Consider the following 25,736-nt stretch of genomic DNA (forward strand, 5'->3'; position numbering starts at 1 on the left):
GCGATCATTCGTCGAGACGTGTGAAGGCCCAGCGGATGGCAGATGCCAGTCGAGGAGGGGGTGGTGGTTCTGGTGCCTGAGCTTCCGCTTCGACGGAAAGAGGTTCCTCGACGTGCGTTTCTTCGTCTGATGGAAGTGCGGAGGCGGTTGGTTCTTCAGAAACGGGAGAGACGTTCTCGGCAGAGGATAGGTCTATTTCTTCTTCTTGAACCGATACTTCCTCAACGCTTATCTGTTCGGCAGTTGCATCTTCCGCAGACAACGGCGCCTCGTAAGCCGGTTGCTCAGGTTCGATTTCGGCGGGACGCACGACGATCTGCTGGGTCGCGACAGGGGTGGGGCCGCCGAAATACATGCTTTCCTCAATGGAGGAATAACCGTCACTGCGAAAACGCCAGACTTCATCATGCGTATGCAGAAGAATATCGGTTTCTTCCAGTTCTACGCGGATCAGCGGATGCAGATGAAAGCGCAGGACAAACTCGGGAGTATCTCCCTTGCAGTCGAGCCGGTCTTCGCCACGAAGATCGGCCCCTTCACGGGCAAGGAACAGCCGACGATGATAGGTTTCGCCCCCCGCTGGCCGGTAGCAGTCGCTTTCCAATTCAATCAGATGGTCCGTGTCCGACATCGTGTGACGGTAATTGACCTTTGGACAGGTCTCGATCTGGCCATCATTGCGCCACGTCATTGGAGGAAACGCGGGGATGGACAGCACGGAGTGAGCGGGTGCATCGCGCAGGGCTTCGTGCCAGCCTTTTTTAGGACTGCTGCCGCAATTCACCACGATCTGTGAACGTCCCGATGACAGTTCCATTGACAGGAAACCGGCGTGGGCCAGATCGGGATAGTCTGCTGCGGACGACCCGCCGTCCACCAGCAGCACGGTGTTGCCGGATGCGGCACGTCCGAAGCGACCGTCCTTCATGCTGCGCGCCAGAACGTGGCCCCGCGGCATGGCGCGTGCGATTACGAGATCGATCAGTGCAGGGCTGTGAAAGCATGTGCCATTGAACAGGGCGAGACGACCGTCACCATGACGGAAGGCGCGCAGGACGGGCGCCATGCGATCAAGCGCAGACGCCAGCGATGTGGGCATGGGGATGCGCGTGCTCTGGAGCATCAGCCGCATTTCGGCCAGTTCCCGCAGGACGCGAAGCTGCGCACCCGGACTACGGGAGGCATGGCAGCCATCGGGGAGGATCTGCCGCTCCAGTTCCGGATCGATCAGCTTCATGTAGCGGGATAGGAAACCCGTCTGTCCCGGTATGGCGATGGCGGCGGCAAGAAGCCCTTTGAGGGCCTGCAACACGGTCCAGTCGTGCCGGTCGGTCGGCAGAAGCGCCATGATCGTCCGGGCTTCGAGCACGACACGATGCATCAGGGCGCGCCGATAAGGCTCATCCGCTGAGGCGGCGAAGAAGTCGTAATGCGACAGCCATGACGCGATACGCGCGCCTGTAATCGCGGGGTTCTGGAGAGGCGTATCGGCTATGGGTTGCTGAATCCAAGAAGCAACGAGGATACGGGCACGCGTGCGAGCAGAATCCGATCCAAGCTCGCGCAGATCGCGCAGCCATTCGAATCCCTGCAGCCAGTCACGAAAATTTTCTGGCCAGTCCGGTTCGCTCCAATGACCGGCGTGGAGACGTCGGACCTCTCCGTCATGGGAGGCGGTCCCCTGAACCAGTCGTTCTCCCTTTGCCGCATCGCCGGGCCAAAGATCGCGCACGGTCTGTTCCGGAACGACCGGAATGGAGCGCATGCCTCCCAGCGGACCAAGAAGTGCCAGGGAAAACCGTAAGTCGCGAAGCCAGCGTCGTCCTCCTGTCATTCGCGTCGGTCCTTGCCATTACTGTCCGAGTCTTCAGGCATCAGGACGCGGCTCCGGCTGTGCGGAGCGCCCGAATGGCTGCCGCACGATCGGCCTTGCCATAGATAGCGCTGCCCGCGATCAGCACATCCGCGCCAGATGCAACCGCCTGCGGCGCGGTTTCGGCATCGATGCCGCCATCGACCGCCAATTTTATGGGGTAGCCGGAATCGTCGATCATCTGGCGGAGGGTGCGAATCTTGTGTGTCTGGCTGCTCAGGAACTTCTGGCCGCCAAAGCCCGGATTGACTGACATGACGAGGATCAGATCCGCCATGTCCAGGACCTGTGAGAGCATCTCAGGGGGCGTTGCCGGACAGAGCGAAACTCCGGCTTTTACACCCAGCGCGCGGATGGCCTGGAGCGAGCGATGGAGGTGCGGTCCGGCTTCGGCATGGACCGTGATGTGATCTGCGCCAGCTTTGGCAAAGGCTTCCAGATAGGGATCTACGGGTTCGATCATCAGATGGACGTCGAACGGCAGTTTCGTGTGCGGCCTCAGTGCGGCGATAACAGCGGGGCCAAAGGAAATGTTGGGCACGAAATGGCCGTCCATCACGTCCAGATGCAGCCAGTCGGCTCCGGCTTGCTCGATCGCTGCGACTTCCTCACCCAGTCGGGCAAAGTCTGCGGAAAGAAGGCTGGGCGCGATCAGCAACGGCATGGTCTGGGTCATGCTTTCGTTATCGGTAATCGTGGCGTTTCGCGCAACCGTACAGACGGCAACTTTCACGCCACATCAAAGTGTTCCAACACGTAGCTGGCGGGCGAGTTCCCGCAGCGCATGAGTTGCCGCCTCATCAGGTGAGGCGAAGCGGTAATTGCCATTCAGCAACGAAAACCGCTCCACGTTTATGTTCGTCAAATCGACCTCTTCGTCCACCACCAGTTCCGGCGGCAGATAATAAGGAACGGCGACGCCTTCGGCTTGCTCTGCGGCCCATTGTCCGGGCGTGCGTTCCAGCACCTGTCGATTCGAGTGCACGACGCCTGGCACGCCCACGGTCCAGCCGATCTTGTGCTGAATGGTGCCATGATGACACACGGAAAGACTCGCATGTTCCGCAAGGGCGATGGAATCCGTGATGGACAGACCGGATGCGTCGATCACCCGCTGCTCCCCATCGGGTGCGGACGGGCACACGGCACGTCGTATCGCGGCGATTTCGGTCCGGTCACGCTCCACGGCCTGCACCATTTCATCGCGTGGGCGATAGGAATGGTTAGCGGGTAGGGAAAAGCCATCGAGCAGGATGGCGCTTTTCGGCCAATGACGGAGAATGCCCGTGCACAGGGCGACAAGAAAAGCCCGTTGGTTGGTGGCTGTGCGGTTGCCGGTGCGAACGCTGATCCACACCACAGGGAAACGCCCTCCGATCTGACCGATCAAGCGACGGAGACTGGGAGATACGGCTTGACGGGCGTGTGCGAGCACATCCAGTCGCGTCTGCCGATCGATATATGTCGAGCCAAAGCAGAACGTCACCTGTCCCGGCGCATTGGGCATGCGGTAGGGACCGAACCGTTCGACGGGCCAGTCTTTCAGCGCGGGTAGCAAGTCGCGCACATCTCCGAGCGGCTCCAGCAGGGAATAGAGCGTTACGGGTCCGCGCCAGTGTGGCAGGCGGGCAGCTTCCTGCAGGGCCGGCAATTGATTCCACAGCACATGCGCATAATTCTCGTCACCGCACAGCGCGATGGCAGCGTTTGCTGGGCGGAGGGACTGCCATTCGGGGCGGGCAAAGGCGGTCAGCGCCTCTGTGGCTTCTTCGGGTGTCAGGCTCCATACCCGGGATCCGAAGGTCAGGCCCGCGCCCAGTTCTGGCAGCAGCGCTGTGCTGATGGGAAAGCCGTCACCGAGATTGGCGCTGGCCAGAATCAGTTCAGGCGCGTCGGGAAAACGAAAGAGCGTCTTGCGCTCATGGACGGTCCATGAATCGCCCGAGTGAATCATACGACCGGTGCGCGGGCAGGGGACGCGGAAGAACCAGCGCTCGAACAGTTCCCGCTGGTACCAGCGCAGATGCCGCTCCGAGGACCTATCCTGTTGTGCAGTCACATAATTGAGGGTGCCTTGAAGGCCAGGCATCCGGTCGAGCATCTCTCTCCACAGGGCGCGGCCCTCGGGGGTATCGATATGCTCGATCCGGATGGAGGTCATGATGTCTGTCCTCAGTCGGCCTTTACAAAACGGGCGGCGAAAAAACCATCCATTCCGCCGCGTTCCGGCCACATGCCGGGATGTGTGCGCAACCAGCCTTCAGGGGTGAAAGATTCCGGAAGATCGGACAGTTCCTCCGGTGTGAAGGGTCGAGGCTGCAGCCCAAGTTTGCCCGCGATTTTGCGGGCCTGTTCCGGACCTTCTTCGGACTGGAGAGAGCACACCGCGTAAACCAGTCGGCCACCGGGTTTGAGCATGCGGGCAGCGGCGGCAAGAAGCAGTTCCTGTGACTCGACCAGTGCTTTCAGATCGCGCGGGCGCTTGATCCACAGCGCATCGGGATGGCGCCGCGCTGTGCCGGTGGCGGAACAGGGGGCGTCGAGCAGGATGGCGTCGAAGAGTTGTTCGGGTTGCCATGCGGCCGCATCGGCGCAGACAGTGTTCACATCCAGCCTAAGGCGCGCGATGTTTTCCTTCAGGCGCTCCATGCGCACCGGATCGCGCTCCAGAGCCGTGACCTGTGCGCCCGCGAGCGCCAGTTGCGCGGTCTTGCCGCCGGGAGCGGCGCACAGATCAGCCACGCGTTCGCCCGGTTGAGCGGCCAGAAGGCGTGCAGGCAGACAGGCGGCGGCGTCCTGCACCCAGAATGTGCCTTCTTCGTAGCCTGCAATGTCCATGACCCGTGTTCCGGCGGGAAGGCGAACAGAGCCGGTTGGCAACAGTTCTCCGCCTTCGGGGACGGGCGCCTCCGGACGCAAAGTGAGATCGAGAGGCGCTTCATGGGAGAGGCCGCGCGCAATGGCTCGCACGGTTCCCGGGCCGAACGTCTTCCATGAGGTCCACAGCCATGCAGGGATATTGAGGCGTTCCTGATCCAGCCCTTCCAGCAGGGAGGCTCCCCCTGTCGCGATCTTTCGCAACACGGCGTTGGCCAGCCCCGCAAAGGGCGCCAGTCCGCGACGACGCATCAGATCGACCGTGGTGCCCACGGCGGCGTGCGGCGGCGTTTCGAGAAACAGGAGCTGGCAGGCACCGATAAGGAGCGCTATGCGCACCGGTTCGGGTGGTTCCTTGCGCAGGAAAGGTTCCAGCACGGCCATGAGCGTGCCGCGATGGCGCAGTGTGGCGGCGGCAAGACGATGGGCCGCTCCCCGGTCGCGCGCTTCGGCATCCTGTGCCGCAGGCGAACGCGCAAGCGTGGTTTCCAGCATGCGCCTGTTTTCGATCACGCCACTGACAATGTCGAAAGCGATGTCGCGTGTCGGATCGGCGGCGACGGGCCGGCTCCCTTTTGTGGGACGGGACTTACCGCTACGGCCGGCGGGCTTGCGGCGTGCGGATGAGGGCGCGCTTGACGGAATGTTCATTGTTCCCGGTCTGAATGTGCTCGGGCCAGCACATGACACGTCATCGCCGTCGGTGCCAGCCGTTTTCCGTTCGATCCGTCATGATCCCATACCCTCAGGAGAACAGCCTTCCCTCATGGAGATGCTTGCCGGGAACTCGTTTCTCTCTCATGCGCCTACAGAACTGCCGCTCTCACCCGGACTGCTGCTGTTTCTTCCCTCTACCAGTCCTGTGACGGGAGGCCTGCTTCTCAGATCGCATCGGCGACGTGAGTCGGAGCTTCTTCTGCCCAATCCTTTCGGGGCAGGTCTCTTCGTTACACCTGCTGATTCGCTGGAAGATCTCGGGTTCGTACCGACCGCCTTCGATCGCGTGCTGCTTCGGCAACTCGGAGCGGTCGAGGCGCCCGACTTCCTCGAAATGAGCGCGCTGACGCTGTCTACGGCAGTGGCGGGCTTTGCGGGACGGGAAACGCAGGTTCTCGCGCGAAAAGCCAGAGCCGTGCAGGCCGAGCGTCAAAGCCGATTGCTGGCCTATGTGCAGACTCTTTTCGGCCCATGGGATGCGCGTCCCGATGTACCGGAGAGATTGGCGGCCATTCTCGTGCAGATGGGATTTCGTCCTTCCGAAGATGCCCGGCGATTGTGCCCAGCCGTTCCGACCATGGAGCTTTTGAGACGTGAACTGGGGAGCGTGGAGGATTGTCTCGCCTGGACGGGTGGCGGCGTCATTTTTGAACGACTTGTGCGTGTTTCACGGCAGGTTCTTGCGCATTACGAAGCTGTCTATGCGGATATGAGGGCGCTTTTGCATGACAGAATGAGAATGAAGCGATTGACTGCCGCCAATCTGCCCTATGCCGAGGAGCTGGCTCTTCTCCCGGGGTGGATACGGTTCTGTCACCTGCTGGGCGATACGGTACATGCCCACACGGCTTTTCATTTCCTTTCGGATATGGCGGCTTTGGCGATCATGCTCATGCATCGTCAGACAGCGGCAGCAGAGGGGCGGAGTTGGGCGAGCCGGTGGCAAACGGCTGCGATCGACAGACCGGTTTCGGTGGATATGTCCCTCCATCTGGTCGAACGGAACGAACGACTGCTCCGCATGGCATTCCTTCATGTGCTGGAGGACGTCTGACATGCGAGACAAGATTGATCTACCAGTCGTAATGTCTTCGAAAGCTGGCATGACGCCACCGTCGGATGCTGTTGTAACGCCAGTTTTCCTGTTGCTTCATCCGCTCTGGCCGCTTGTCGTGCCAGTGACGACATGGCGTGCATCAGTCGCGGAATCGGAAAAAGGTGTGCCGGATTCCCTGCTTGAGCCGCTCGCCATATGGGTGCTGGACTGCTTTCCACAGGCGAGTCTGGTTGAGCGTCTGATTCAGGCGGCGGACGGTCAGCACCTTCCTGAGCGCGATGCTGTCCACGAACCGGAGTGGGCCGATCCGATCCGCAGGGCTTCGGAATTGTTGTGGGCGCGGGCTGCCGATGTGCTGTCTCGGCCAGTTCCAGAGCAGGTGCTTAACGAGATCGCGGTTTCATCAGGCTTACGCACGAACGAAATAGAAGAAATTCTTCCTGCACTCGGGGTGATTTTTGCAAAGGCTGAATTTCTTTTTCCTCATCGGCGGGAAGCCGCTCCCGTCAGTCCGGATCGTGACGAATTCGAGGAAACATTGCGCGGATTGGCGATGGGAGGCAGTCGGTCATGGATGTACGGGCTGCTCGTGTTGCTGGCTTCACGCATTACTTGCGACATCGTTTTGCCGATTGCCCGGTCCGTGGCTCGTGAGTGCGGAATGGGGCGGACCCTTCTCGATGCGTGTGATACCGCGCTGGTCAGCATCTTTGGGCGCTTCGAAGGCTTCTGCACGCAGGCGCAAGCGGCCATTGAGCGGGTAAAACCGGCCGAACGGGAGATGCGGCGTTGCGTTCCTTGGCTGGATGTTGCTGAACTGGCGTCTGTTCTGTCTCTGGTGAAGTTTGCCAATCGCTGCTCATTGCATGTGCTTCCGGCCGCGCGCCTCAAGGCAGCGGCCATACAGGCGGCGCGCGCGCAGTTTGCGCTACTGGTCAGTGAAGATCTTCTCATTCGATGGCCGGTTTCTGTCTGGCCGGATTCGCTACTGATCGCTTTCGAAGCCGGGAACAGACGGTTGCGTCATCTGGCGACATTGGGAAGCACATTGTCGCGCTCGGCAGAGTACCGGCCGGGGCTGGAACGGCTCGCGCGTCATTACACGGATGCGTCTCTCATCGGCCTTTCGTTTGTCGAACGGATCCGGACCGTCGAAATACTTTCGATGAGCACCACGCCATCAGGGCTTCTGACAGAATATCTGGCGCTTTTGCCGCCGTCACTGAACGCAGGCCGCAAGAAAAAGCCGGAGGTGCGGATATATCGCGATCCACGCCCATTGCTCGCGCTCTGATGTTTTTGGGGATAAGAAAGAAGCTTATTCTGGCTGTGCAGCCGTGAGTTCAGGCTCTCGATATACGGAGTTCAAGGCCTCTTCCACGCGCTTGAGGCCCGTCATCAGACGTTCCCGGATGCGACCCAGCCGTCCCTCGTCCGTAATTTTCATGCCGGAGAGATCTTTGACGTAGAATACGTCCACCGCCCGCACGCCATAAGTGGTGATGTGGGCTGAGGAAATCTGCAGGCGCATATCGTTCAGAGCACTTGCGACGTCATGCAAAAGACCGGGGCGATCCCGCCCGTTGATTTCGATGACAGTGTGGGAATTGGAGGCCCGGTTGTCGATCACCACGCGGGGCGGAACATGGATTGCGCGGGTGCGGGAAAGGAGCTGTCCGGGCGAGATGGCTCGGTTGATTTCGTCCGTTATGTTGATTTTTCCGCGGAGCGCTTTTTCCGCGATGGCGGAAAGACGTGCGAGCCTATGAGGTTCATCGAACGCTTCGCCCGACGCATCCTGCACCCACAATGTATCGAGAGCCATGCCGTTCGTGAGCGTATGGATGCGGGCATCGACGATGGACGCGCCCGCCAGCGCCATGGCTCCGGCGATGGCGGCAAAGACGCCAGGATGATCCTGTGTATAGACCGTCACTTCCGTAACGCCGCGCGCCGGTAGCGGCTGGGTTTCGATTACGATAGGCGCCCCGCGCGCTTCCGCTTCGCGGATCAGGCTGGCGTGGCGCAGCAGGGTTTCCTGATCGAAGGACAGCCAGTAGCTGGCGTAACCCAGATCGAGAAAGTGGTCGATGTCAGCTTGTGTCACGTCTTCTTCGGCCAGAAGTTCGGCCATCATGGATTTGCTGTGAGCGACGCGCGCGTCGCGTTCCGCTGTGGCGAGACCACCTTCGAGAACTTCAGCCACGCGGGTGTAAAGTTCGCGCAGGAGCGTGGCTTTCCACGCATTCCACACACGCGGACTAACGGCGCGCATGTCCACGATGGTGAGCAGAAGCAGCAGACGCAGTCGCTCGGGAGACTGCACGACATCGGCCACATCAAGGATCGTCTTAGGGTCGTCGATGTCGCGCTGGAAGGCTGTGTGGCTGAGCAGAAGGTGCTGCAGCACGAGCCACGACACGGTTTCGGTTTCTTCTCCCGAAAGACCGAGGCGGGGACACAGCTCCAGCGCCAGTTCGGAGCCAAGTTCCGAATGATCGCCACCGCGTCCCTTGGCGATGTCATGCATCATGACGGCCATGTAGAGCGCGCGTCGGGACTGGAGGTTGCGGGCCAGCTCGTAGGCGACGGGAATCTCGTCGGCCATTGTGCCGTCTTCCACGCAGCGCAGGATACGCAGAGCCTCGATGGTGTGCTCGTCCACCGTGAAGATGTGGTACGTGTCGAACTGCATCTGTCCGACGATGCGAGACCAGTCCGGGATCAGCGCGCCCCACAGCCCAGTCTCGTTGAGCACACGCAGCCAGTGGACATAATCGGGGCGACGGTCCGTCTCTTCCACCCGAGCCAGTTCACCCTTTGGTTCGGCACGAAGATGCGGCGGGCGGCGTGTTTGGCGTGCAGGACCGGGCCGCTCGTCGCACAAGAGATTGAGGAAAATTTCGGAGGCGCGGGCATTGGTGCGAAGTGTGGAAGCCCGACGCTCCCAGCGGATGAGCTGCTGACGGGCGAGCGGGTGAACCGGCACATGCCGGTTGCGAGACCAGTCCAGAAGTTCGAACATCTTGATGGGATCGGCTTCGAAGCTGACGCCCCGGTCAGCCAGGATCTGGCCATCGAGCAGGGTAAAGCCTGCTTCGCGCATGGCTTCGTCCGCTTTCATGACGTGGGCGGCGGGACCAAGGGCCACACGCACGATGGTCGGCTCCAGCACATGCGTGAGGCGCATAACCTCCCGCACCGTCAGGAAATAGTGGCGCATGAAGCGTTCGACGCCATTCTGGCGACCGTGACGCGTGTACCCCATGCGACCGCCGAGCACGGGCTGCATGTCGAATGTCAGACGATCTTCGCCGCGTCCTGCGACGTAATGCAGATGCAGACGGATGGACCACAGGAAATCCCATGACCTACGGGCACGGGCGGCTTCCTGCTCCGTGAGGAACCCCAGACGGGTGAATTCGGGCGCCAGCAGATCCGAGACGTGGCGTGTGCCGAACGTATAGCGGCACATCCAGTAGAGCGTCTGCATGTCACGCAGACCGCCGCGCCCTTCCTTGATGTTCGGCTCCACTAGATAGGGGCTTTCACCGAACCGGCGATGTCGTTCGGCACGCTCGCGGCGCTTGTCGGCAATGAAGCGCGCGGAGCCGGCCTCCACGCAGGCGACGATAAATCGCGCCTCGAACATGGCAAACAGGGCGAAGCTGCCGCTCAGCAGCCGGGCGTCCAGAAGGGCCGTGCGAACGGTCGTGTCCTGCTCGGCCTGCGCAATGCAATCATTGATCGAGCGGGTAGCATGGCCGACTTTCAGGCCAAGATCCCACAGAAAATAGAGAATGTACTCCACCAGCGTGAGCATGGGGGGAGAAGGTTCCTCGGGAGTGAGAAAGAGCAGATCGATGTCACTGAATGGTGCGAGAAGACCTTTACCATAGCCACCCGTCGCCGCGATGCAGATGCGACCGGCAACAGTGGGGGGACAGGACGTTGCCTGCGTGGCGAAGGTGAACAGCGCTTTCACCAGTTCGTCGGCATGAGCGGCGAGAAGTTTCGCTGCCTGCACGCCGCGTAGCTGCCGTGCCTCGAAGCGCTGGCGCACGTCGGCCTGATAACGCCCGAGATGGCGGCGGAAAATCGCCAGCGCATCGTCGCGTGTAGGCGGTTGGCCGTCTTTGCCTGCAGCTCGCAGAGCCTCGCTAAGGGATACGCTCAGCATTTCCGGCGTCAAAGCCTCATCTCCCGAAGTGAGAGAAGAAACGCCTGCAACTGCGGGACGGGTATCGACGTTGAGACGGGACATGCGATCAGGTCTGGCTCGGCAAGAGAGGGATCAGAACTTTCATTCTCCGACGGAACGCGCCTTCGCTTCAAGTGGCGATTTTTTTCAGAGCATAAAGCGCGGACAGAGCCTCCCGCGGGGAAAGGTCATCGGGGTCGATATCGGCCAGTTTTTCGCGCAGTTCGTCCGGGATCGAAACTTCGCTGGACGGTTCGTTGTGCGCCGGTTGAGAGGAAGACGCCGCATCGAAAAGAGGGAGTGGCTGCGGCCCCGCTGTGTGCTCACGTTCCAGTTCCTTGAGCAAACGGGAGGCGCGCTCCACCACGGGAGCGGGAACGCCGGCAAGTTTTGCGACATGCACACCCCAGCTCCGCTTGGCGCTGCCGGATACGACTTCGTGCAGGAACACAACCTGCCCCTTCCAGTCCCGCACGGCCATGGTGTGGAGAGACAGCCGGGGGAGGCTTTCGGTCAGCCGGGCAAGTTCGTGGAAATGTGTGGCAAAGATGGCACGGCATCGCAGATTGGAGTGCAGTGCTTCCAGCACGGCCCATGCAATCGAAAGACCGTCCAGCGTGGAGGTGCCGCGCCCGATCTCATCCACCACCACCAGAGATCGAGGACCGGCCTGATTGAGGATCGCGGCCGTTTCCGTCATTTCCACCATGAATGTCGAGCGACCCCGCGCCAGATCGTCCGCAGCCCCCACACGCGAGAACAGCCGGTCTACCGTCCCAAGATGGGCCGAGGTGGCAGGCACAGGCAGTCCGGCCTGTGCGAGAATCACGGCCAGCGCGTTCTGTCGCAAGAAGGTGGATTTGCCGGCCATGTTGGGCCCTGTCAGCAACATAACGCGCTTTTCAGGGGAGAGGGAGCAGCTATTGGCCGCAAAGCGCACGCCAGAGCCAAGGGCCGCTTCCACAACGGGATGACGGCAGGCGACAAGTTCGAACGCCTCGCTTTCGTCCACCACTGGCCGGCACCATGTCTCGCCTGCTGCCAGAGAGGCGCAGGAGCGGATGACATCGGTCAACGCCAAAGCGCGGGCAAGCGCTGGTAGCTTGTCGTCATCCAGAGCGCGGGCGACAAGCGCTGCGAAAACCTGACGTTCGCGTGTCGCGGCACATTCCGCAGCAGCGGCAATTTCAGCGTCCAGCGCCGAGAGTTCCTCCGTGGCGAAACGCGCGAGGCTGGCCGTGCCCTGACGAAACTGAAGATCTTCGCGCGAGCGCAGACGGGCGCCGACGGCAGCCGGCACCTCGATGACATAACCAAGCTGGGCGTGATGCCGGATTTTCAGGCTGGTTATGCCGAACCGCTCACCATAATCGGCTTGTAGAGAGGCGATGATCCGGCGCGAATCGTCACGCAGCGTGCGATGTGTGTCGAGTTCTTCGTCATAGCCCGGGGCAATGATGCCGCCATCTTCCAGTCGGGCCGGTAATTCATCGGCAAGCGCGTCATTGAGTTCGTCGTGCAGGGCCGCACATTCCTGCAGGTCTCCAAGAACGCGCTTGATCAGTTCCGGTCGTTTTTCGTCACTGCCGTTGATTCGGGTGAGTTCCGTGGCGGCAAGGTGAGCGGCGGCGATGCCATCGCGCAGCGCGCCGAGATCGCGCGGTTGGCCACGGCCCACGGACAGGCGTCCCAAGGCGCGGTCGATATCGGGGGCGCTTCGCAGGATCGTGCGGAGATTTTCCGCTCGCACGCTGTCATGGCGCAGCCAGTCCCAGCAGGCCTGACGTGCGGCAATCCGCGCTGGATTTGTGAGCGGAGCTGCAATCCATGAAGCGAGCATCCGCGCGCCGGCGGCCGTGCTAGTGCGGTTCACGGTGGCAAACAGAGTGTGTTCGGTGCCGCCGTCACGAGCGCGGAGCAGATCAAGGCTCGCGCGGGTTGCCGGATCGAGACCCAGCGTGTCCTGATCCTCCTGCGGCATGGGCGGCGTGAGACGCGGCATGGCTCCCGCTTGCGAGCGCTTTACATAGTCCACGGCCATGAGAGCGGCGGTGGTTTCGGCATCGCTGAAGGTGCCGAAAGCGTCGAGGCTGGCGACATGAAAGCTCTCCGCCAGCCGTGCCCGTGCCGTGTCCGGGGAGGAAGGCGGTTCGCCTGGCGTGCGGCGAAGGTCGTATTCACCCAGATCACGGTCTGGCGGGGCAAGGATCTCGGCGGGGTCCAGCCGCGCCAGCAGATGCCCCAGTTCCGCGTCCGTGCAGCGGGCAGTCTCGAACTGGCCGGTGGAAATGTCGATCCATGCCGCGCCCCATTCTGGCAAGCCGCGTCGCGACGGTTCGGCCACCAGCGCCAGCAGGAGATTGGAGCGGCCGGGTTCCAGAAGTTCATCTTCGGTCAGGGTGCCGGGCGTGATCAGGCGGACGACGGCGCGCGGCAGAGGCCCCTTCTGGGCGGCAACCTTACCCTTTCCCTTCATTTTGGAGGGGGGAGTGGCCGTCTGTTCCGCGACGGCGACCCGAAAGCCGCGTCGGATGAGGCGGGAGAGATAGGCCTGTGCCGCACCAACCGGCACGCCGCACATGGGGATCGGCTCTCCACCATGCGAACCGCGTGCCGTCAGGGCGATGTCGAGCGCCGAGGCCGCAGCCGTCGCGTCGTCAAAGAACAGTTCGTAGAAATCGCCCATTCGAAAGAAGAGGAGAAATTCAGGGTTTTCGTTTTTCAGCGCAAACCATTGCGCCATGGCGGGCGAGGCACCTTCGGGAGAGGGGCGCTTGCTGGCGCCGGTCCGGGCGGGTTGCTCGTCAGTCATGTCGGCGGTGATGTCCTGTTCGGTTATGGGGACAGAGGGAGCGGGGTCAGCCTTTCGGATGGCTAGCGTAGACAGCGATGCCTTCCCACACACGCTTGACGTAGTTGCGCGTCTCATCGGTGGGGATCTGTTCGATCCAGTCGATCAGAGTATCCTGATCCGCGCCGGTCCGAGCCGGATCGCCTCGCTCTTCCAGCCATTGGGAGACGCGGTGCGGTCCGGCGTTATAGCCTGCCGTAGCGTAAGGCACGACACCATCGAATCGGGTGGCGACCTTTGAGAGATAGGCTGTGCCGAGTTGCATGTTGAGGCTGGGATCGTGCAACGCGGCAATACTGATCGGCCCCAGTCCCATACTGTGTGCCGTTTCCTCTGCCGTAGCCGGTAGAAGCTGCATGAGGCCGATGGCGTTGGACGGACTGACGGCGTCCGGATCGAAATTGCTTTCCTGACGCATGAGCGAGGGCACCAACCCATCGGGCAGCGTGCTGCCGGGAGGTCGATAAGGCGCTGGCCAGCCATAATCGGGCAAAGCTGTGCCGGTGCGGCTCGCGGCGCGGGCGACACTCACGCCGATGTCAGGCAGGCCGATGCGCTGGGCGAGCACGGCCAGAGCTTCCCGATCTTGCGGGTCAGTGTCCTGTACGAACAATACGTGCAGAAAGTCGCGAGCGTGCGTGCGGTCGTTCCATGACACGAGGATCTGGGCCGCACGGGCGAGGTCGCTGCCATCCAGCCGCACGGATACGGCTGTGGGATCGTGCTCGTTATGAGCTTCTGCTGCGAACCACTGGCGAATGGCGGATTGCAGCGCGTCCGGCACCCGGGCGGGTGCGAGCAGGGTGTTGCCGCTGTCCGACAGACGGGCGAGCGCCATCTGGCCGTAGAATGTCTGGGGCTGGAGAGCCGCCTGCTGCCAGTCGGCACGGGCCGCTGTCATATCATTGGCTTCTAAGCGTGCCCGACCCAGCCAGTAAAAGCCGCCAGCATGGGTGTTCAGAGAGGGCGAGGCCGCTAGCTCGCGGAAAAAGCTGTCCGCCTGTTGCGGGTCATGCAGCGCCCGCAGAGCGATCCATCCGCTGAGAAAGGCCGAATCAGAGCGTTGGCGTCCTTCGATGCGTGTCGGATCATTCGCCATTGTGAGCGCGTCGCCGGGACGATTTTGCGTCAGAAGTGCGCGCGCCAGCGTATCCCGCTCGCGCCAGAAACGCCCCTGTTCCGCAGTGGTAGCGCGGCTCTCGGCATCGAACCCCCGCTGTTTCCACAATGCGAGTGCATCGTCGAGGCGCTGGTTTTTCGCCAGCCAACGCGCATGGGCAAGGATGAGGGAGGGATCGTCCGCGTAGCGCTCAGGCACAGCGGCGAGAAGGGATTCGGCGGTGGAATCGTTGCGCCGGAAGGCCAGTTCAGCCTGAGCCAATGCAGCCCTGTCCGGGTCCAGCGAGGAAATGGTGGTCGCGGCTGCTGTCAGGTGGCCGTTGCGGATCTCTCGTTGAAAACGCGCCCAACTGTCGTCTGCCGTAAGCGCGGGCCCAAAGGTGGCTTTGACAGCGGCCGCGTCCTGTGGAGCGTCATTACCATTGCGCCACGCCGCGCGGCCGGCGTCGCGAAAGGCGTCCATGCCACCAGCAATGGAAACGCAGCGCAGCAGGGCAGGGGCTGTCTTTGGCGGCTCGGCCCGGCAAAGATCGGCCGCCACATTGTCGTCCGGCTCGTTGACAAGCGCGTGTTCGTAGCGGGCGCGTATGACAGCCCAGCGCGGCCACACCGGGCGGGTGGCGAGAAAGTTGGCGTAGTCACGGGCGGGAATGGTGGACGCATTCGGCCCAACAAGACGCAGCCACGTGGTTAGGCGGGCCGCCACGTCATCGACCGGCCCAGTTGCTGCCGCCTGTTGAGGCTGCGGCCATGTTTGCGGAGGCGCGGTACTGGTCGCGCTCGATGGGGCACACGCGGAGAGTGTGAGAACGCAGGTGAGGGCGAGGCTGCGACGGCTGGGCTTCATTCCGTGGTGTTATCCCACATGAGAAAGAACTTCGCTGCCGCCATTGAAGATCAGTTCGATGGCCACGCCGAACACCACGAGTAGACCGATCCACGCAATCCAGCGATAGCGATCGAGCAGTCGGGCGATGATCGTGGCGGCAAAGGCCATGAGCAGGATGGAAATGGCAAGCCCTGCGACCAGAACCTCCATGTGCTCACCCGCCGCACCGGCAACGGCCAGCACATTATCGAGGCTCATGGAAAGATCGGCCACGACAATCCGTCCGATGGCGGGCCACAGACCGCCGGGGGCTGTGCCGCCATCCTCGGCGTGCGTATCGGGCGTGCGCAGTTCCCGATACATCTTCCAGCAGACCCAGAGCAGCAGCAATCCGCCCGCCAGCCGCAGGCCGATGATACCAAGCAATTGGGTGGCCACCAGCGCCAGCCCGAGACGGATGAGGGCGGCGGCGGCGACACCGACGAAAACCGCGATGCGTCTCTGTTTTCCCTCCAGACGCCGGACAGCCAGACCGACAACGACGGCGTTGTCTCCGGCAAGGGTTATGTCGATCAGGACGACCTGCAGAAGAGCGCCGAGGAAGGAAAGTGAAAGCATGGCCCCGCTATACCGCGAGATGCCGTGATCGGACCAGTGGCAAGATGATGATGCGCACTGCTCTTTTCGTCATGCCTCGGGAGAATTGGATGAAATGACCCGGTGCTTCACCACCTCGCCCACAATAATGAGGGAGGGACTGCGGAAGTTCTCTTCCGTAACCTTTGCGGCCAGTGTGGCAAGATCCGCCGTGATAACCCGTTGATCCGGTCGTGTGCCGTGTTCGACCATGGCTGCGGGCCAATCGGGGGGAAGACCATGTTCGACCAGTCGTGAGCACAGACTCTCCACGCCACCGAGGCCCATATAGATCACGACGGTCTGTCCGCGCTGGGCGATGGTGTGCCATGGCAGGTCCAGTGTGCCGTCCGCTCGGGCATGGCCCGTCAGAAACAGACAGGACTGGGCACAGTCGCGATGTGTCAGTGGAATCCCCGCCGCCGCCGCGCAGCCATTGGCGGCCGAAATGCCGGGTATGACGCGAAACGGCACGCCCGCTTCCATCAGCGCTTCGATTTCCTCGCCGCCGCGTCCGAAGATGAACGGATCGCCCCCCTTGAGACGCAGCACCCGCTCGCCCGCCTTGGCGCGGCGGATCAGTTCGTCATTGATGGAAGGCTGGGGCAGGGCGTGATTGTTGCGCTGCTTGCCCACGAAGATACGCTCGGCATCGCGGCGCACGCGGTCGAGGATGTCAGCGGGAAGCAGGTGGTCATAAAGCACGCTGTCGGCGTTCTGCATCAGCCTGAGCGCGCCAAGGGTGAGAAGATCCGGGTTGCCCGGCCCTGCGCCCACGATCCAGACTTCGCCGCCGCCCGTATCCTCGCCCGCCAGTCGCTCCAGCGTGGCGCGCGCGGCGTCGTCTTCACCCGCCAGCGCTTGTTCTGCGCCCTTGCCATCGAGAAAGCGCTCCCAGACGCGGCGGCGGGTGTCAGGGGTGGGGTGGCGCGCGCCCACCATTTCGCGAGCGCCCTGCATGAATCGGGCGAGCCGATCTAGCCCTGCCGGCAGGAGCGCCTCTATCTGCTCACGCAGACGGCGGGCCAGAACGGGAGCCGCCCCCGACGTGGAGATGGCGACCTGCACGGAACCACGTCGCACGATAGCGGGGGTGATGAAGGTGGAGGGCTCCGGATCGTCCACCGCGCAGACAGGCACATTCAGTTCGCGGGCCGTGGCTGCGACCATGCGGTTGACCGCCCGATCGTCCGTGGCGGCGAAGACTACGCGGCAATGACGTGCGTGGTCGGCCACCAGTTCCGGTGTTGCGCCTTGCGCAACATGATGGATGCGTCCGTTGAGTGCGTGCTGGATCAGTTCCGGGCACAGCGTGGGAGAAAGGACGGTCAGCCGGGCGTCGGTGGCCAGCAGAAGGGCGGCCTTGTTGGCGGCCACGGTGCCGCCGCCTACGACCAGCGCGCAGGCCGCCTCATCCATCCGCATGACGAGAGGGAACCAGGGGCTGTGAGATGAAGGCGTCAGGCTGTTGTGCTCGACCATGATGCGGTCAGTCGTCTCCGAATGGGTCAGTTGCGGCTGGCCAGCAGGCAGACCAGCGTGAAGATGCGCCGTGCGGTGGGGCGGTCCAGAGCGATCTTGCCAGACAGCCGTTCGATCAGCAGATCGGCGGCCTCGTCATGAATGCCCCGGCGTCCCATGTCGATGGCCTGCACTTTTGCCCGGTTGCCTTCCTCCATGGCCGCTTCGAAGCTCTCGATCATCAGGGCGTAGTCCTTGATGAGGCTTCGAAACGGTGTGAGGGAAATCCCCTGCGCATGCAGTGCTACGTCTTCCTCGGTGCGGATGTCGAACACAAGCCCCGAATTGCCGCTGACGGCGATGTGCAGAATGAAAGGGCCGGTCAGGCCATGGGGACGGAAATGCGCGGTCTGGCACAGATCGAGGATCGCCTGCTCGCGATCCTTTCTGCGTTCGGGATGCGCATCTGTCGCGGGGTCGAGGGCGCAGTCGAGCACGACGGCCAGCAATGCGTCGGGCCGGTCGGAAGGGAGGGTGGGTTCGTCCCGCCGATTCCGGTGATGATGCAGAAGGGTCACGCCGGTTTCTCCGCCCGTTGGGTTGGCCCTTGTTTTGGTGGTGCGCCGTTTTTCCACGGAATGCGTCCGGCGGATAGTGTGGCACACCAGCGAAGGACAAATCTGCCTGAAAAAAGCGAACGGTGGGTAGAGGCACGAGTTGTACTTGTCAGGGTGCGTTCGAGTGCTTATGAGGAGCCGCCAACGGTCGGGAACCCGAGGCTCACTGCTACGACGGTCTCAGCCCTTCGAAAACCGGATGCTTTTTGCAAACGGCGAGAGGGCGTCTGTCGGCAGATTCAACGCCTTGCTCATGCTTGAACTCGGGATACCCGCAGAACGCAGCATTTGAGGGTTCCCCGCGTCATGGCCTCCACACCTTCGCTCTACGATCGCATCTCCGACGCCCTCGCTTTCGATGACGTCCTGCTCGTCCCGGCGGCATCCGATGTGCTGCCTGCCCACGCGGATACGCGCACGCGCCTGACGCGTTCCATCGACCTCAACATTCCGCTCGTCTCCGCCGCGATGGACACCGTGACCGAATACGCCATGGCGATTGCGATGGCGCAGCAGGGCGGTCTCGGTGTCATTCACAAGAATCTCGAACCCACCGAACAGGCCGAGCAGGTCCGCCGCGTCAAGCGCTTCGAATCCGGGATGGTGGTTAATCCGGTAACGGTCGGTCCCGAGCAGACGCTGGCCGAGGTGCGCGCCATCATGCAGCATCACGGCATCAGTGGCCTGCCGGTGGTGGAGCCGTCGTCCCAGAAGCTGATCGGCATCCTGACCAACCGCGATGTGCGCTTCGCCAATGACCCGAATCAGAAGGTCAGCGAACTGATGACGAAGGACGACCTCGTCACGGTCCGTCATGGAGCGGACGCCAATGTGGCGCGTCAGCTTCTGCACAAGCACCGCATCGAAAAGCTGCTGGTCGTGGACGATGCGGGCCGGTGCGTGGGCATCGTGACTGTCAAGGACATGGACAAGGCGGTGGCGCACCCGCTGGCGATCAAGGACGGCATGGGGCGTCTGCGTTGCGCCGCCGCCACGGGTGTGGGGGATGACGGTTTCAATCGCGCCAAACTGCTCATTGAAGCGGGCGTGGACGTGCTGGTGATCGATACGGCGCACGGCCATTCCTCAGGTGTGTTGCGGGCTGTCGAGCGCGTGAAGGCGTTCAACGCGGAAGTGCAGATCATCGCGGGCAACGTGGCGACGCCGGAAGCGGCGCGCGCGCTGATCGATGTCGGTGCGGATGGCGTGAAGGTGGGAATTGGCCCCGGCTCAATTTGCACAACGCGCGTCGTGGCTGGTGTGGGTGTGCCGCAGTTCTCCGCCGTGCTGGAGACGTCCGCCGCATGTCATGAATTGAATGTTCCGGCCATCGCCGATGGTGGCGTGCGCACTTCGGGCGATCTGGTGAAAGCGATTGCCGCCGGTGGCGATGTGGTCATGGTCGGCTCGCTGCTGGCCGGCACCGACGAAGCGCCCGGCGAGGTGTTCCTTTACGAAGGACGTTCCTACAAATCCTATCGCGGCATGGGCAGCCTCGGCGCGATGGCGCGTGGTTCGGCGGATCGTTATTTCCAGCAGGATGTGCGTGATGCGCAGAAAATGGTGCCCGAGGGCATCGAAGGGCGCGTGCCTTACAAGGGCACCATGGCGGCCGTCGTGCATCAGTTGGTCGGTGGTCTGAAGGCGGGCATGGGTTACACGGGATCGGCCACGGTTGCCGATCTTCAGACGAAATCGCGCTTTCGTCGCATTACCAACGCAGGTCTGCGTGAGAGCCATGTCCATGACGTGTCCATCACCCGTGAGGCCCCGAACTATCGTCGCGACTGAGGTGAGACGGCAGGGGCGTGGAGCCTCTGCCTGTTGCGCTCATCGGCCCCACAGAATCCGGAATATTTCATGACGCCGTCTGCCCGGCTTGCCGCCGCGATCGATCTTCTGGCGGAAATGGACGCAGCACCCCGTCGTCCAGCTGACGCGACCGCCAACAGTTTTTTTCGCGAGCGCCGTTATATCGGTGGGGGAGACCGTCGCGCTATCTCCGCCATTGTGTGGGACGTGTTGCACCACTGGCGGCGAACGGAATGGTGGATCACGCAGGCAGGTGGAGACGCGACGCCGCGTCTTCGTGTTGCGGCGCGTCAGGTTGCGGGAGGCATGACAGCGGGCGATGTAGCGCAGGCCTTCGTGGAGGGACGTTTCGCACCCGGTGCGCTGGATCGGGACGAACGGCATACGGTGGACGTGCTGGCACGGGATATCCCCGATGAGCAAACCTTTCCCCGCGCCGTAAGGCTGGAGATTCCCGACTGGCTGCTTCCGCATCTGGAAGCAACATTCGGGGAACGCGTGGAAGAGGAACTTGCCGCCATGAGCGGTGAAGCGTCGCTGGATCTTCGGATCAACACGCTGCGGACCGACAGGGCAGCGGCGTGCAAGGCGCTGGCACGCGATGGACTGCATCCCGAACCGACCGCGTTGTCGCCCTGGGGGCTGCGTCTGCCTTCCCGTTTGCCGGTGACGTCAAGCGCGGCGTTCCGCGATGGGCTTGTGGAAATTCAGGACGAAGGATCTCAGCTTGTCGTGGCCATGCTGGGGGCTGCGCCTGAAATGCGTGTTCTGGACTATTGCGCCGGAGCGGGAGGCAAGACGCTCGCCATTGCCATGACCATGCAGAATCGGGGGCACATCGTGGCGTGCGATGTGTCAGCGCCACGTCTGGATGGGGCGGTGAAGCGTCTGCGTCGGGCGGGCGTGCACAATGTTGAACGGCATCTGTTCGTTGCAGGCGATAAATGGGCCAAGCGTCGTGCGGGGTCCTTCGATCGCGTGCTGGTCGATGCGCCGTGTTCGGGCACGGGAACGTGGCGGCGCAATCCGGACGCGCGGGTGCGGTTGCGTGAGACGGATCTCTCGGAACTGGTGGTGAAGCAGGCGGAGATTCTCGATCGGGCCAGCGCCCTCGTGCGGCCGGGTGGACGAATGGTCTATGCGACTTGTTCCATTCTGGACGCTGAGAATCGCTCCCAGATCACGGCGTTCCTCGAAAGACACCCTGAATTTGAGGCTGTGTTGCCCGAAGGCGACGAACTGCCGGAAATCCTGCGCGGTGCACCGATGTTCTCACTCACGCCGGCGGTCAACGGAACGGACGGGTTCTTTGCCGCTGTCCTCAAAAAGAAGGAGGCGTAAGCGGCGGTTTTTCGTGCCTTTCTCGCGAAGGTTTGACCGAAACCCGTTGCAGCGTCATCATGCTGCCATGATCCTTCTGATCGACAACTACGACAGCTTCACCTTCAACCTCGTGCATTATTTCGGGGAGTTGGGAGAAGAGTGCGAGGTTCACCGCAACGACGCGCTGAGCGTGGATGACGTTGTCGCGCGCGCGCCGGAAGCCATCGTGCTCTCACCCGGTCCATGTTCCCCGGATGAGGCGGGAATCTGCTGCGATGTGATACGTGCCCTTGGGCCGACCACCCCGATTTTTGGCGTGTGTCTTGGACATCAGGCCATCGGGCAGGTCTATGGCGGCAAAGTAGGCCGTGCGCCCATGCCGGTGCATGGTAAGGTCAGCGCCATTCATCACACAAACACCGGAGTGTTCTCGGGTCTGCCCGACCCGCTGATGGCCACGCGCTATCACAGCCTGATTGTGGAAGTGGACACTTTGCCGGATGTGTTGTGCCGTACGGCATGGACGGATGATGGCCTGATTATGGGCCTCCAACATCGGCAGTTTCCGGTTCATGGGGTGCAGTTTCATCCCGAGAGCATTGCGTCCGAATGTGGTCATGAAATCCTGAAGAATTTCCTGACGCTTGCGCGCGAATGGAACGAGGGTCGTCGTGCGGCCTGAGGAAGCGGAAGATATGTCTTTCCGCGCGGTTCTTGCGCGCGTCGTCACGGGCGCTCCGCTGACGGCGGATGAAGCTGAAGCGGCTTTCGGCCTCATCATGGATGGGCGTGTCAGTGAGTCGCAGATTGCGGGTTTTCTCATGGCGCTGCGAATGCGTGGCGAAAGTCCGGATGAACTTCTGGGCGCGGTCAAAGCTGTACGCGCCCGCATGAAGGCGCTGGAGAATCCGCCCGCCAATGCGATCGATGTGTGCGGTACCGGAGGCGATGGACACGGAACCCTCAATGTCTCCACGGCGGTCTCGTTCGTTCTGGCGGCTCTGGATGTGCCGGTGGCCAAGCATGGCAATCGTGCGCTGTCCTCGAAATCCGGGGCGTCCGATGTGCTCGGTGCGTTGGGAGTGCCGCTGAAAGACGATGTGGCCACGCTAGGCGCCGATCTACGCGACCGACGGTTGGCCTTTCTTGCTGCTCCCAACCACCATCCCGCCATGCGTCATGCGGCGGCCGTGCGGCGAGCGCTCGGGGTGCGGACCTTGTTCAACCTGATCGGCCCGCTCGCCAATCCCGCGCGCGTGACGCATCAGCTTGTCGGCGTGCCGGATGTGCGCTGGCTGGCGCCTATCGTGGATACGCTGGCGCAACTGGGCTCTCAACGGATCTGGGCGGTGTGCGGCGAACTCGATGAAGAAGCGAATGGTTTCGTGGACGAGGTGACGCTGGCCGGTCCGACACGGATCGAAGCGCTGGAAAACGGTCAGCGCTATCAGCTTGTTCTGGAGCCGGAAATGGCGGGGTTCCAACGCTCCCCCATCTCCGCCATTGCGGGTGGCGGACCGGTTGAGAATGCCGCGGCTCTCGATGCGCTTCTTCGTGGTTCACGGGGCGCGTATCGTGATACAGTGCTTCTCAATGCTGCATGTGCCTTGCATGTAGCGGGGCGAGGTGAGGCGGTTCAGGCTGGAGCCATTCATCCGGCAGCCTTGCAGGAACTGGTCGGCATGGCGGCGCAGGCCATCGACGGAGGTGGCGCTCTTGCCGTGCTCGAAAGGGCACGCGAGGGCAGCGTGCAATGAACTTCGTAGGGCTGGTGGGAGCGTTTCGTTCGAAATGGGCGGAATGCGGGCAGGCTGCTTCACTCAATCGAATTTGCGAGACGGAGACATGATGAACGAGACATCGGATCAGACGTCCACCGAAGCGCCGGTTGCGGCTCCGGCGGCAGAAACTGGTGAAACCCAGCGTGATGTCCTTGACCGGATCGTGGCGCGCACGCGGGTGGAGGTCGGACATCGTTCGACGTTGCTCAGTCTGCGTGACATCACCGCCAAAGCCCGCGAAGCCGAATTTACGCCACGTGGTTTCGGACGCGCGCTGAAGGAAAAGACGGCCGATCTGGTGCCGGGATTGATTGCCGAGATCAAGAAGGCCTCGCCTTCGGCTGGCCTGCTGCGTGATCCCTACGATCCTGTGGCGATTGCCAAGTCCTATGAAGCGGCGGGGGCGGCCTGCCTGTCTGTGCTGACGGAAAGCTCCTGCTTTCATGGCACGAATGAGGATCTGGTGGCGGCGCGCAACGCCTGCTCGTTGCCGGTCCTGCGCAAGGATTTCATCATCGATCCATGGCAGGTTTACGAAAGCCGCCTGATCGGCGCGGACTGCATCCTGCTTATTATGGCGATCCTGAGCGATGAGGAAGCGGCTTCGCTGGTCGATCACGCCAAGGGGCTCGATATGGATGTGCTGGTGGAGGTTCACTCGGAAGAGGAGTTGAACCGGGCGCTAGTGCTGGATGCCTCGCTGATTGGCATCAACAATCGTGACCTCAAGACGCTGAAGACCGATCTGGAGACGACGGTGAAGCTTGCGCCGCTGGTCCCCCCTGACCGGATCATCGTTTCCGAAAGTGGGATCAAGACGCATCAGGACATTGTGCGTCTTTCCGAAGTGGGTGCGAGCGGTTTCCTTGTGGGTGAATCGCTGCTGCGCAATGCCGATCCGGGGGAAGGATTGAAAATCCTTCTGGGCAAGGAAACCGCCCCTCAACCGGCAACGGGCAATGAGGCTACCAGCGCGGGATGACCGCAGTGCAGACTGGACAGCCCATCGAAAACGCCGATGGCTTCACGCATCTCGACGCGCAGGGGCGTGCGGTGATGGTCGATGTGTCGGCCAAGGCTGACACTGCGCGTGTCGCGGTGGCGCGCGGACGCATCGACATGGCGGCCTTTGTGATCGAACGCATCACGCGCGGCGACATGCCGAAGGGCGATGTTCTGGCCACGGCCCGGATTGCCGGGATCATGGCTGGCAAGAAAACCTCGGATCTGATCCCGCTCTGTCACCCGATTGCCCTTACATCTCTTGTGGTTACGATCGAATCTGATACGGAAGGTTTCGTGATCGAAGCGACCGCGAAGACGACGGGGCCGACCGGTGTGGAGATGGAAGCGCTCACGGCTGTGAGTGTCTGCGCCCTGACGCTTTACGACATGTGCAAGGCACTCGATCGTGAAATGCGGATTGGGGACATCTGTCTCGTTTCGAAAACCGGAGGTCGCTCGGAAGCGTTCGAAGCTCGAGCGGCCCACAAGTGAGAATTCTGGTGAAAGGGCTGCACGATCCGGGATGGATGCAGCCCTTCGTGTTGATGTGTGTTTGAATGGAGCGCGGTCTCATGGACGAAAGCAAGGTGCCTGGCGCAGGCCGGAACGATCCGGGGCTGACGACGGATCAGTTGAAGCAGGCGTATTACGACATGCTTCTGATCCGCCGTTTCGAGGAAAAGGCAGGCCAGCTTTACGGCATGGGACTGATCGGTGGGTTCTGCCACCTTTATATCGGTCAGGAAGCTGTGGTTGTGGGCATTGAGTTGGCCCAGAAACCCGGCGACAAGGTGATCACGTCCTATCGCGATCATGGCCAGATGCTGGCCGCTGGCATGGACCCGCGTGGCGTGATGGCCGAACTGACGGGCCGTGAGACGGGCTATTCCCATGGCAAGGGCGGCTCGATGCACATGTTCTCGCGTGAGAAGAACTTCTACGGCGGGCACGGCATCGTCGGAGCACAGGTAGCGCTTGGTCTCGGACTGGCCTTTGCCAACTGGTATCGTGGGACGGATGAAGTCTCCCTGACCTATTTTGGTGAGGGTGCCTCCAATCAGGGACAGGTGTACGAGAGCTTCAACATCGCGGCCCTGCACAAGCTGCCGTGCGTGTTCATCATCGAGAACAACCGTTACGGCATGGGCACAAGCGTCGAGCGCGCGTCCGCTTCCAAGGAACTGTGGCGCAACGGAGAGCCGTGGGGCATCCCGGGCAAGCAGGTGGACGGTATGGATGTCGAAGCGGTGTATGCCGCTGCGCAAGAAGCCATCACGCACTGCCGGGAAGGCAAGGGACCGTATCTGCTGGAAATGTCCACATATCGGTATCGCGGGCATTCGATGTCCGATCCGGCGAAATACCGCCAGCGCAGCGAAGTGGATGAAATCCGCCAGACGCGCGATCCGATTGAGCACGTTCGCAAGCTGCTGACAGAAGCGGGTGTGGACGAGGCGGCCTTCAAGGCGGTTGAGGACAAGGTGAAAGCCGTTGTGGCCGACGCCACAGAGTTCGCCAAGACCTCGCCGGAGCCTGATCCGTCCGAACTGTATACTGACGTCCTGGTGGGAGAATAA

At 62.2% G+C, this 25,736-nt stretch carries 19 protein-coding genes; 9 read left to right on the forward strand and 10 right to left on the reverse strand.

Going from position 1 to position 25,736, the window contains the following annotated elements; all coding sequences use genetic code 11:
• Positions 1 to 4 precede the first annotated feature (4 nt).
• The 4 genes from KUA11_RS03290 to KUA11_RS03305 form a co-directional block, all read right to left on the reverse strand.
• Entirely contained in the window at positions 5 to 1,834 is a 1,830-nt protein-coding gene (locus tag KUA11_RS03290) for a heparinase II/III family protein (protein ID WP_217408979.1), read from the reverse strand.
• A 40-nt stretch (positions 1,835 to 1,874) separates the two neighbouring features.
• Complete coding sequence (gene rpe / locus KUA11_RS03295; protein WP_217408980.1) at positions 1,875 to 2,549, reverse strand: ribulose-phosphate 3-epimerase; 675 nt, start codon at positions 2,547 to 2,549, stop codon at positions 1,875 to 1,877.
• A gap of 63 nt (positions 2,550 to 2,612) precedes the next feature.
• Complete coding sequence (locus KUA11_RS03300) at positions 2,613 to 4,034, reverse strand: hypothetical protein (protein WP_217408981.1); 1,422 nt, start codon at positions 4,032 to 4,034, stop codon at positions 2,613 to 2,615.
• 11 nt (positions 4,035 to 4,045) lie between these two features.
• Positions 4,046 to 5,401, reverse strand: a complete 1,356-nt coding sequence (locus tag KUA11_RS03305; protein ID WP_217408982.1) for an RsmB/NOP family class I SAM-dependent RNA methyltransferase — start codon at positions 5,399 to 5,401, stop codon at positions 4,046 to 4,048.
• A gap of 115 nt (positions 5,402 to 5,516) precedes the next feature.
• On the opposite strand from KUA11_RS03305, the gene KUA11_RS03310 reads away from it, so the two are divergent.
• Both KUA11_RS03310 and KUA11_RS03315 read left to right on the forward strand, forming a co-directional pair.
• Positions 5,517 to 6,521: a hypothetical protein gene (locus tag KUA11_RS03310; protein ID WP_217408983.1), complete on the forward strand. Its 1,005-nt coding sequence runs from the start codon at positions 5,517 to 5,519 to the stop codon at positions 6,519 to 6,521.
• Between the two features lies 1 nt (position 6,522).
• Positions 6,523 to 7,818, forward strand: coding sequence for a hypothetical protein (locus tag KUA11_RS03315; RefSeq protein ID WP_217408984.1), 1,296 nt, complete (start codon positions 6,523 to 6,525; stop codon positions 7,816 to 7,818).
• A 24-nt stretch (positions 7,819 to 7,842) separates the two neighbouring features.
• Here the strand turns inward: KUA11_RS03315 and KUA11_RS03320 are convergent, their stop codons facing one another.
• The 6 genes from KUA11_RS03320 to KUA11_RS03345 all read right to left on the reverse strand — a co-directional run bounded on the left by KUA11_RS03320 (position 7,843) and on the right by KUA11_RS03345 (position 18,199).
• Positions 7,843 to 10,788 carry a [protein-PII] uridylyltransferase gene (locus KUA11_RS03320; RefSeq protein WP_217408985.1) on the reverse strand — a complete coding sequence of 982 codons (2,946 nt, stop codon included), beginning with the start codon at positions 10,786 to 10,788 and terminating at the stop codon, positions 7,843 to 7,845.
• A gap of 67 nt (positions 10,789 to 10,855) precedes the next feature.
• Complete coding sequence (gene mutS / locus KUA11_RS03325) at positions 10,856 to 13,537, reverse strand: DNA mismatch repair protein MutS (protein ID WP_217408986.1); 2,682 nt, start codon at positions 13,535 to 13,537, stop codon at positions 10,856 to 10,858.
• Between the two features lie 46 nt (positions 13,538 to 13,583).
• The gene (locus KUA11_RS03330) at positions 13,584 to 15,542 is read right to left on the reverse strand and encodes a lytic transglycosylase domain-containing protein (protein ID WP_217408987.1); all 1,959 of its coding nucleotides are present in this window, start codon (positions 15,540 to 15,542) and stop codon (positions 13,584 to 13,586) included.
• A gap of 9 nt (positions 15,543 to 15,551) precedes the next feature.
• Positions 15,552 to 16,142 carry a YjbE family putative metal transport protein gene (locus tag KUA11_RS03335; protein WP_217408988.1) on the reverse strand — a complete coding sequence of 197 codons (591 nt, stop codon included), beginning with the start codon at positions 16,140 to 16,142 and terminating at the stop codon, positions 15,552 to 15,554.
• Between the two features lie 69 nt (positions 16,143 to 16,211).
• On the reverse strand, positions 16,212 to 17,624 hold the full coding sequence (gene cysG, locus KUA11_RS03340; protein ID WP_217409198.1) for a siroheme synthase CysG: 1,413 nt from the start codon (positions 17,622 to 17,624) through the stop codon (positions 16,212 to 16,214).
• 44 nt (positions 17,625 to 17,668) lie between these two features.
• On the reverse strand, positions 17,669 to 18,199 hold the full coding sequence (locus KUA11_RS03345; RefSeq protein WP_166315042.1) for a UPF0262 family protein: 531 nt from the start codon (positions 18,197 to 18,199) through the stop codon (positions 17,669 to 17,671).
• Between the two features lie 345 nt (positions 18,200 to 18,544).
• Between KUA11_RS03345 and guaB the strand changes: the two genes are divergently transcribed.
• From guaB to pdhA, 7 genes are all read left to right on the forward strand, one after another.
• Positions 18,545 to 20,029 (forward strand): IMP dehydrogenase, encoded by a 1,485-nt coding sequence (gene guaB / locus KUA11_RS03350; RefSeq protein ID WP_217408989.1) that lies wholly within the window; start codon positions 18,545 to 18,547, stop codon positions 20,027 to 20,029.
• Positions 20,030 to 20,098: 69 nt separating this feature from the next.
• Complete coding sequence (locus KUA11_RS03355; RefSeq protein WP_217408990.1) at positions 20,099 to 21,391, forward strand: RsmB/NOP family class I SAM-dependent RNA methyltransferase; 1,293 nt, start codon at positions 20,099 to 20,101, stop codon at positions 21,389 to 21,391.
• Between the two features lie 67 nt (positions 21,392 to 21,458).
• On the forward strand, positions 21,459 to 22,055 hold the full coding sequence (locus tag KUA11_RS03360) for an anthranilate synthase component II (protein WP_217409199.1): 597 nt from the start codon (positions 21,459 to 21,461) through the stop codon (positions 22,053 to 22,055).
• 13 nt (positions 22,056 to 22,068) lie between these two features.
• Positions 22,069 to 23,130: an anthranilate phosphoribosyltransferase gene (trpD, locus tag KUA11_RS03365; RefSeq protein WP_217408991.1), complete on the forward strand. Its 1,062-nt coding sequence runs from the start codon at positions 22,069 to 22,071 to the stop codon at positions 23,128 to 23,130.
• Between the two features lie 88 nt (positions 23,131 to 23,218).
• The gene (gene trpC / locus KUA11_RS03370; RefSeq protein ID WP_166315057.1) at positions 23,219 to 24,136 is read left to right on the forward strand and encodes an indole-3-glycerol phosphate synthase TrpC; all 918 of its coding nucleotides are present in this window, start codon (positions 23,219 to 23,221) and stop codon (positions 24,134 to 24,136) included.
• Positions 24,133 to 24,651 carry a cyclic pyranopterin monophosphate synthase MoaC gene (moaC, locus tag KUA11_RS03375; protein ID WP_217408992.1) on the forward strand — a complete coding sequence of 173 codons (519 nt, stop codon included), beginning with the start codon at positions 24,133 to 24,135 and terminating at the stop codon, positions 24,649 to 24,651. Before trpC ends, moaC begins: the two co-directional genes overlap by 4 nt.
• An 80-nt stretch (positions 24,652 to 24,731) precedes the next feature.
• Positions 24,732 to 25,736: a pyruvate dehydrogenase (acetyl-transferring) E1 component subunit alpha gene (pdhA, locus tag KUA11_RS03380; protein WP_166315063.1), complete on the forward strand. Its 1,005-nt coding sequence runs from the start codon at positions 24,732 to 24,734 to the stop codon at positions 25,734 to 25,736.

It is taken from the genome of Acetobacter estunensis, from assembly GCF_019083805.1.
GTDB lineage: Bacteria > Pseudomonadota > Alphaproteobacteria > Acetobacterales > Acetobacteraceae > Acetobacter > Acetobacter estunensis_A.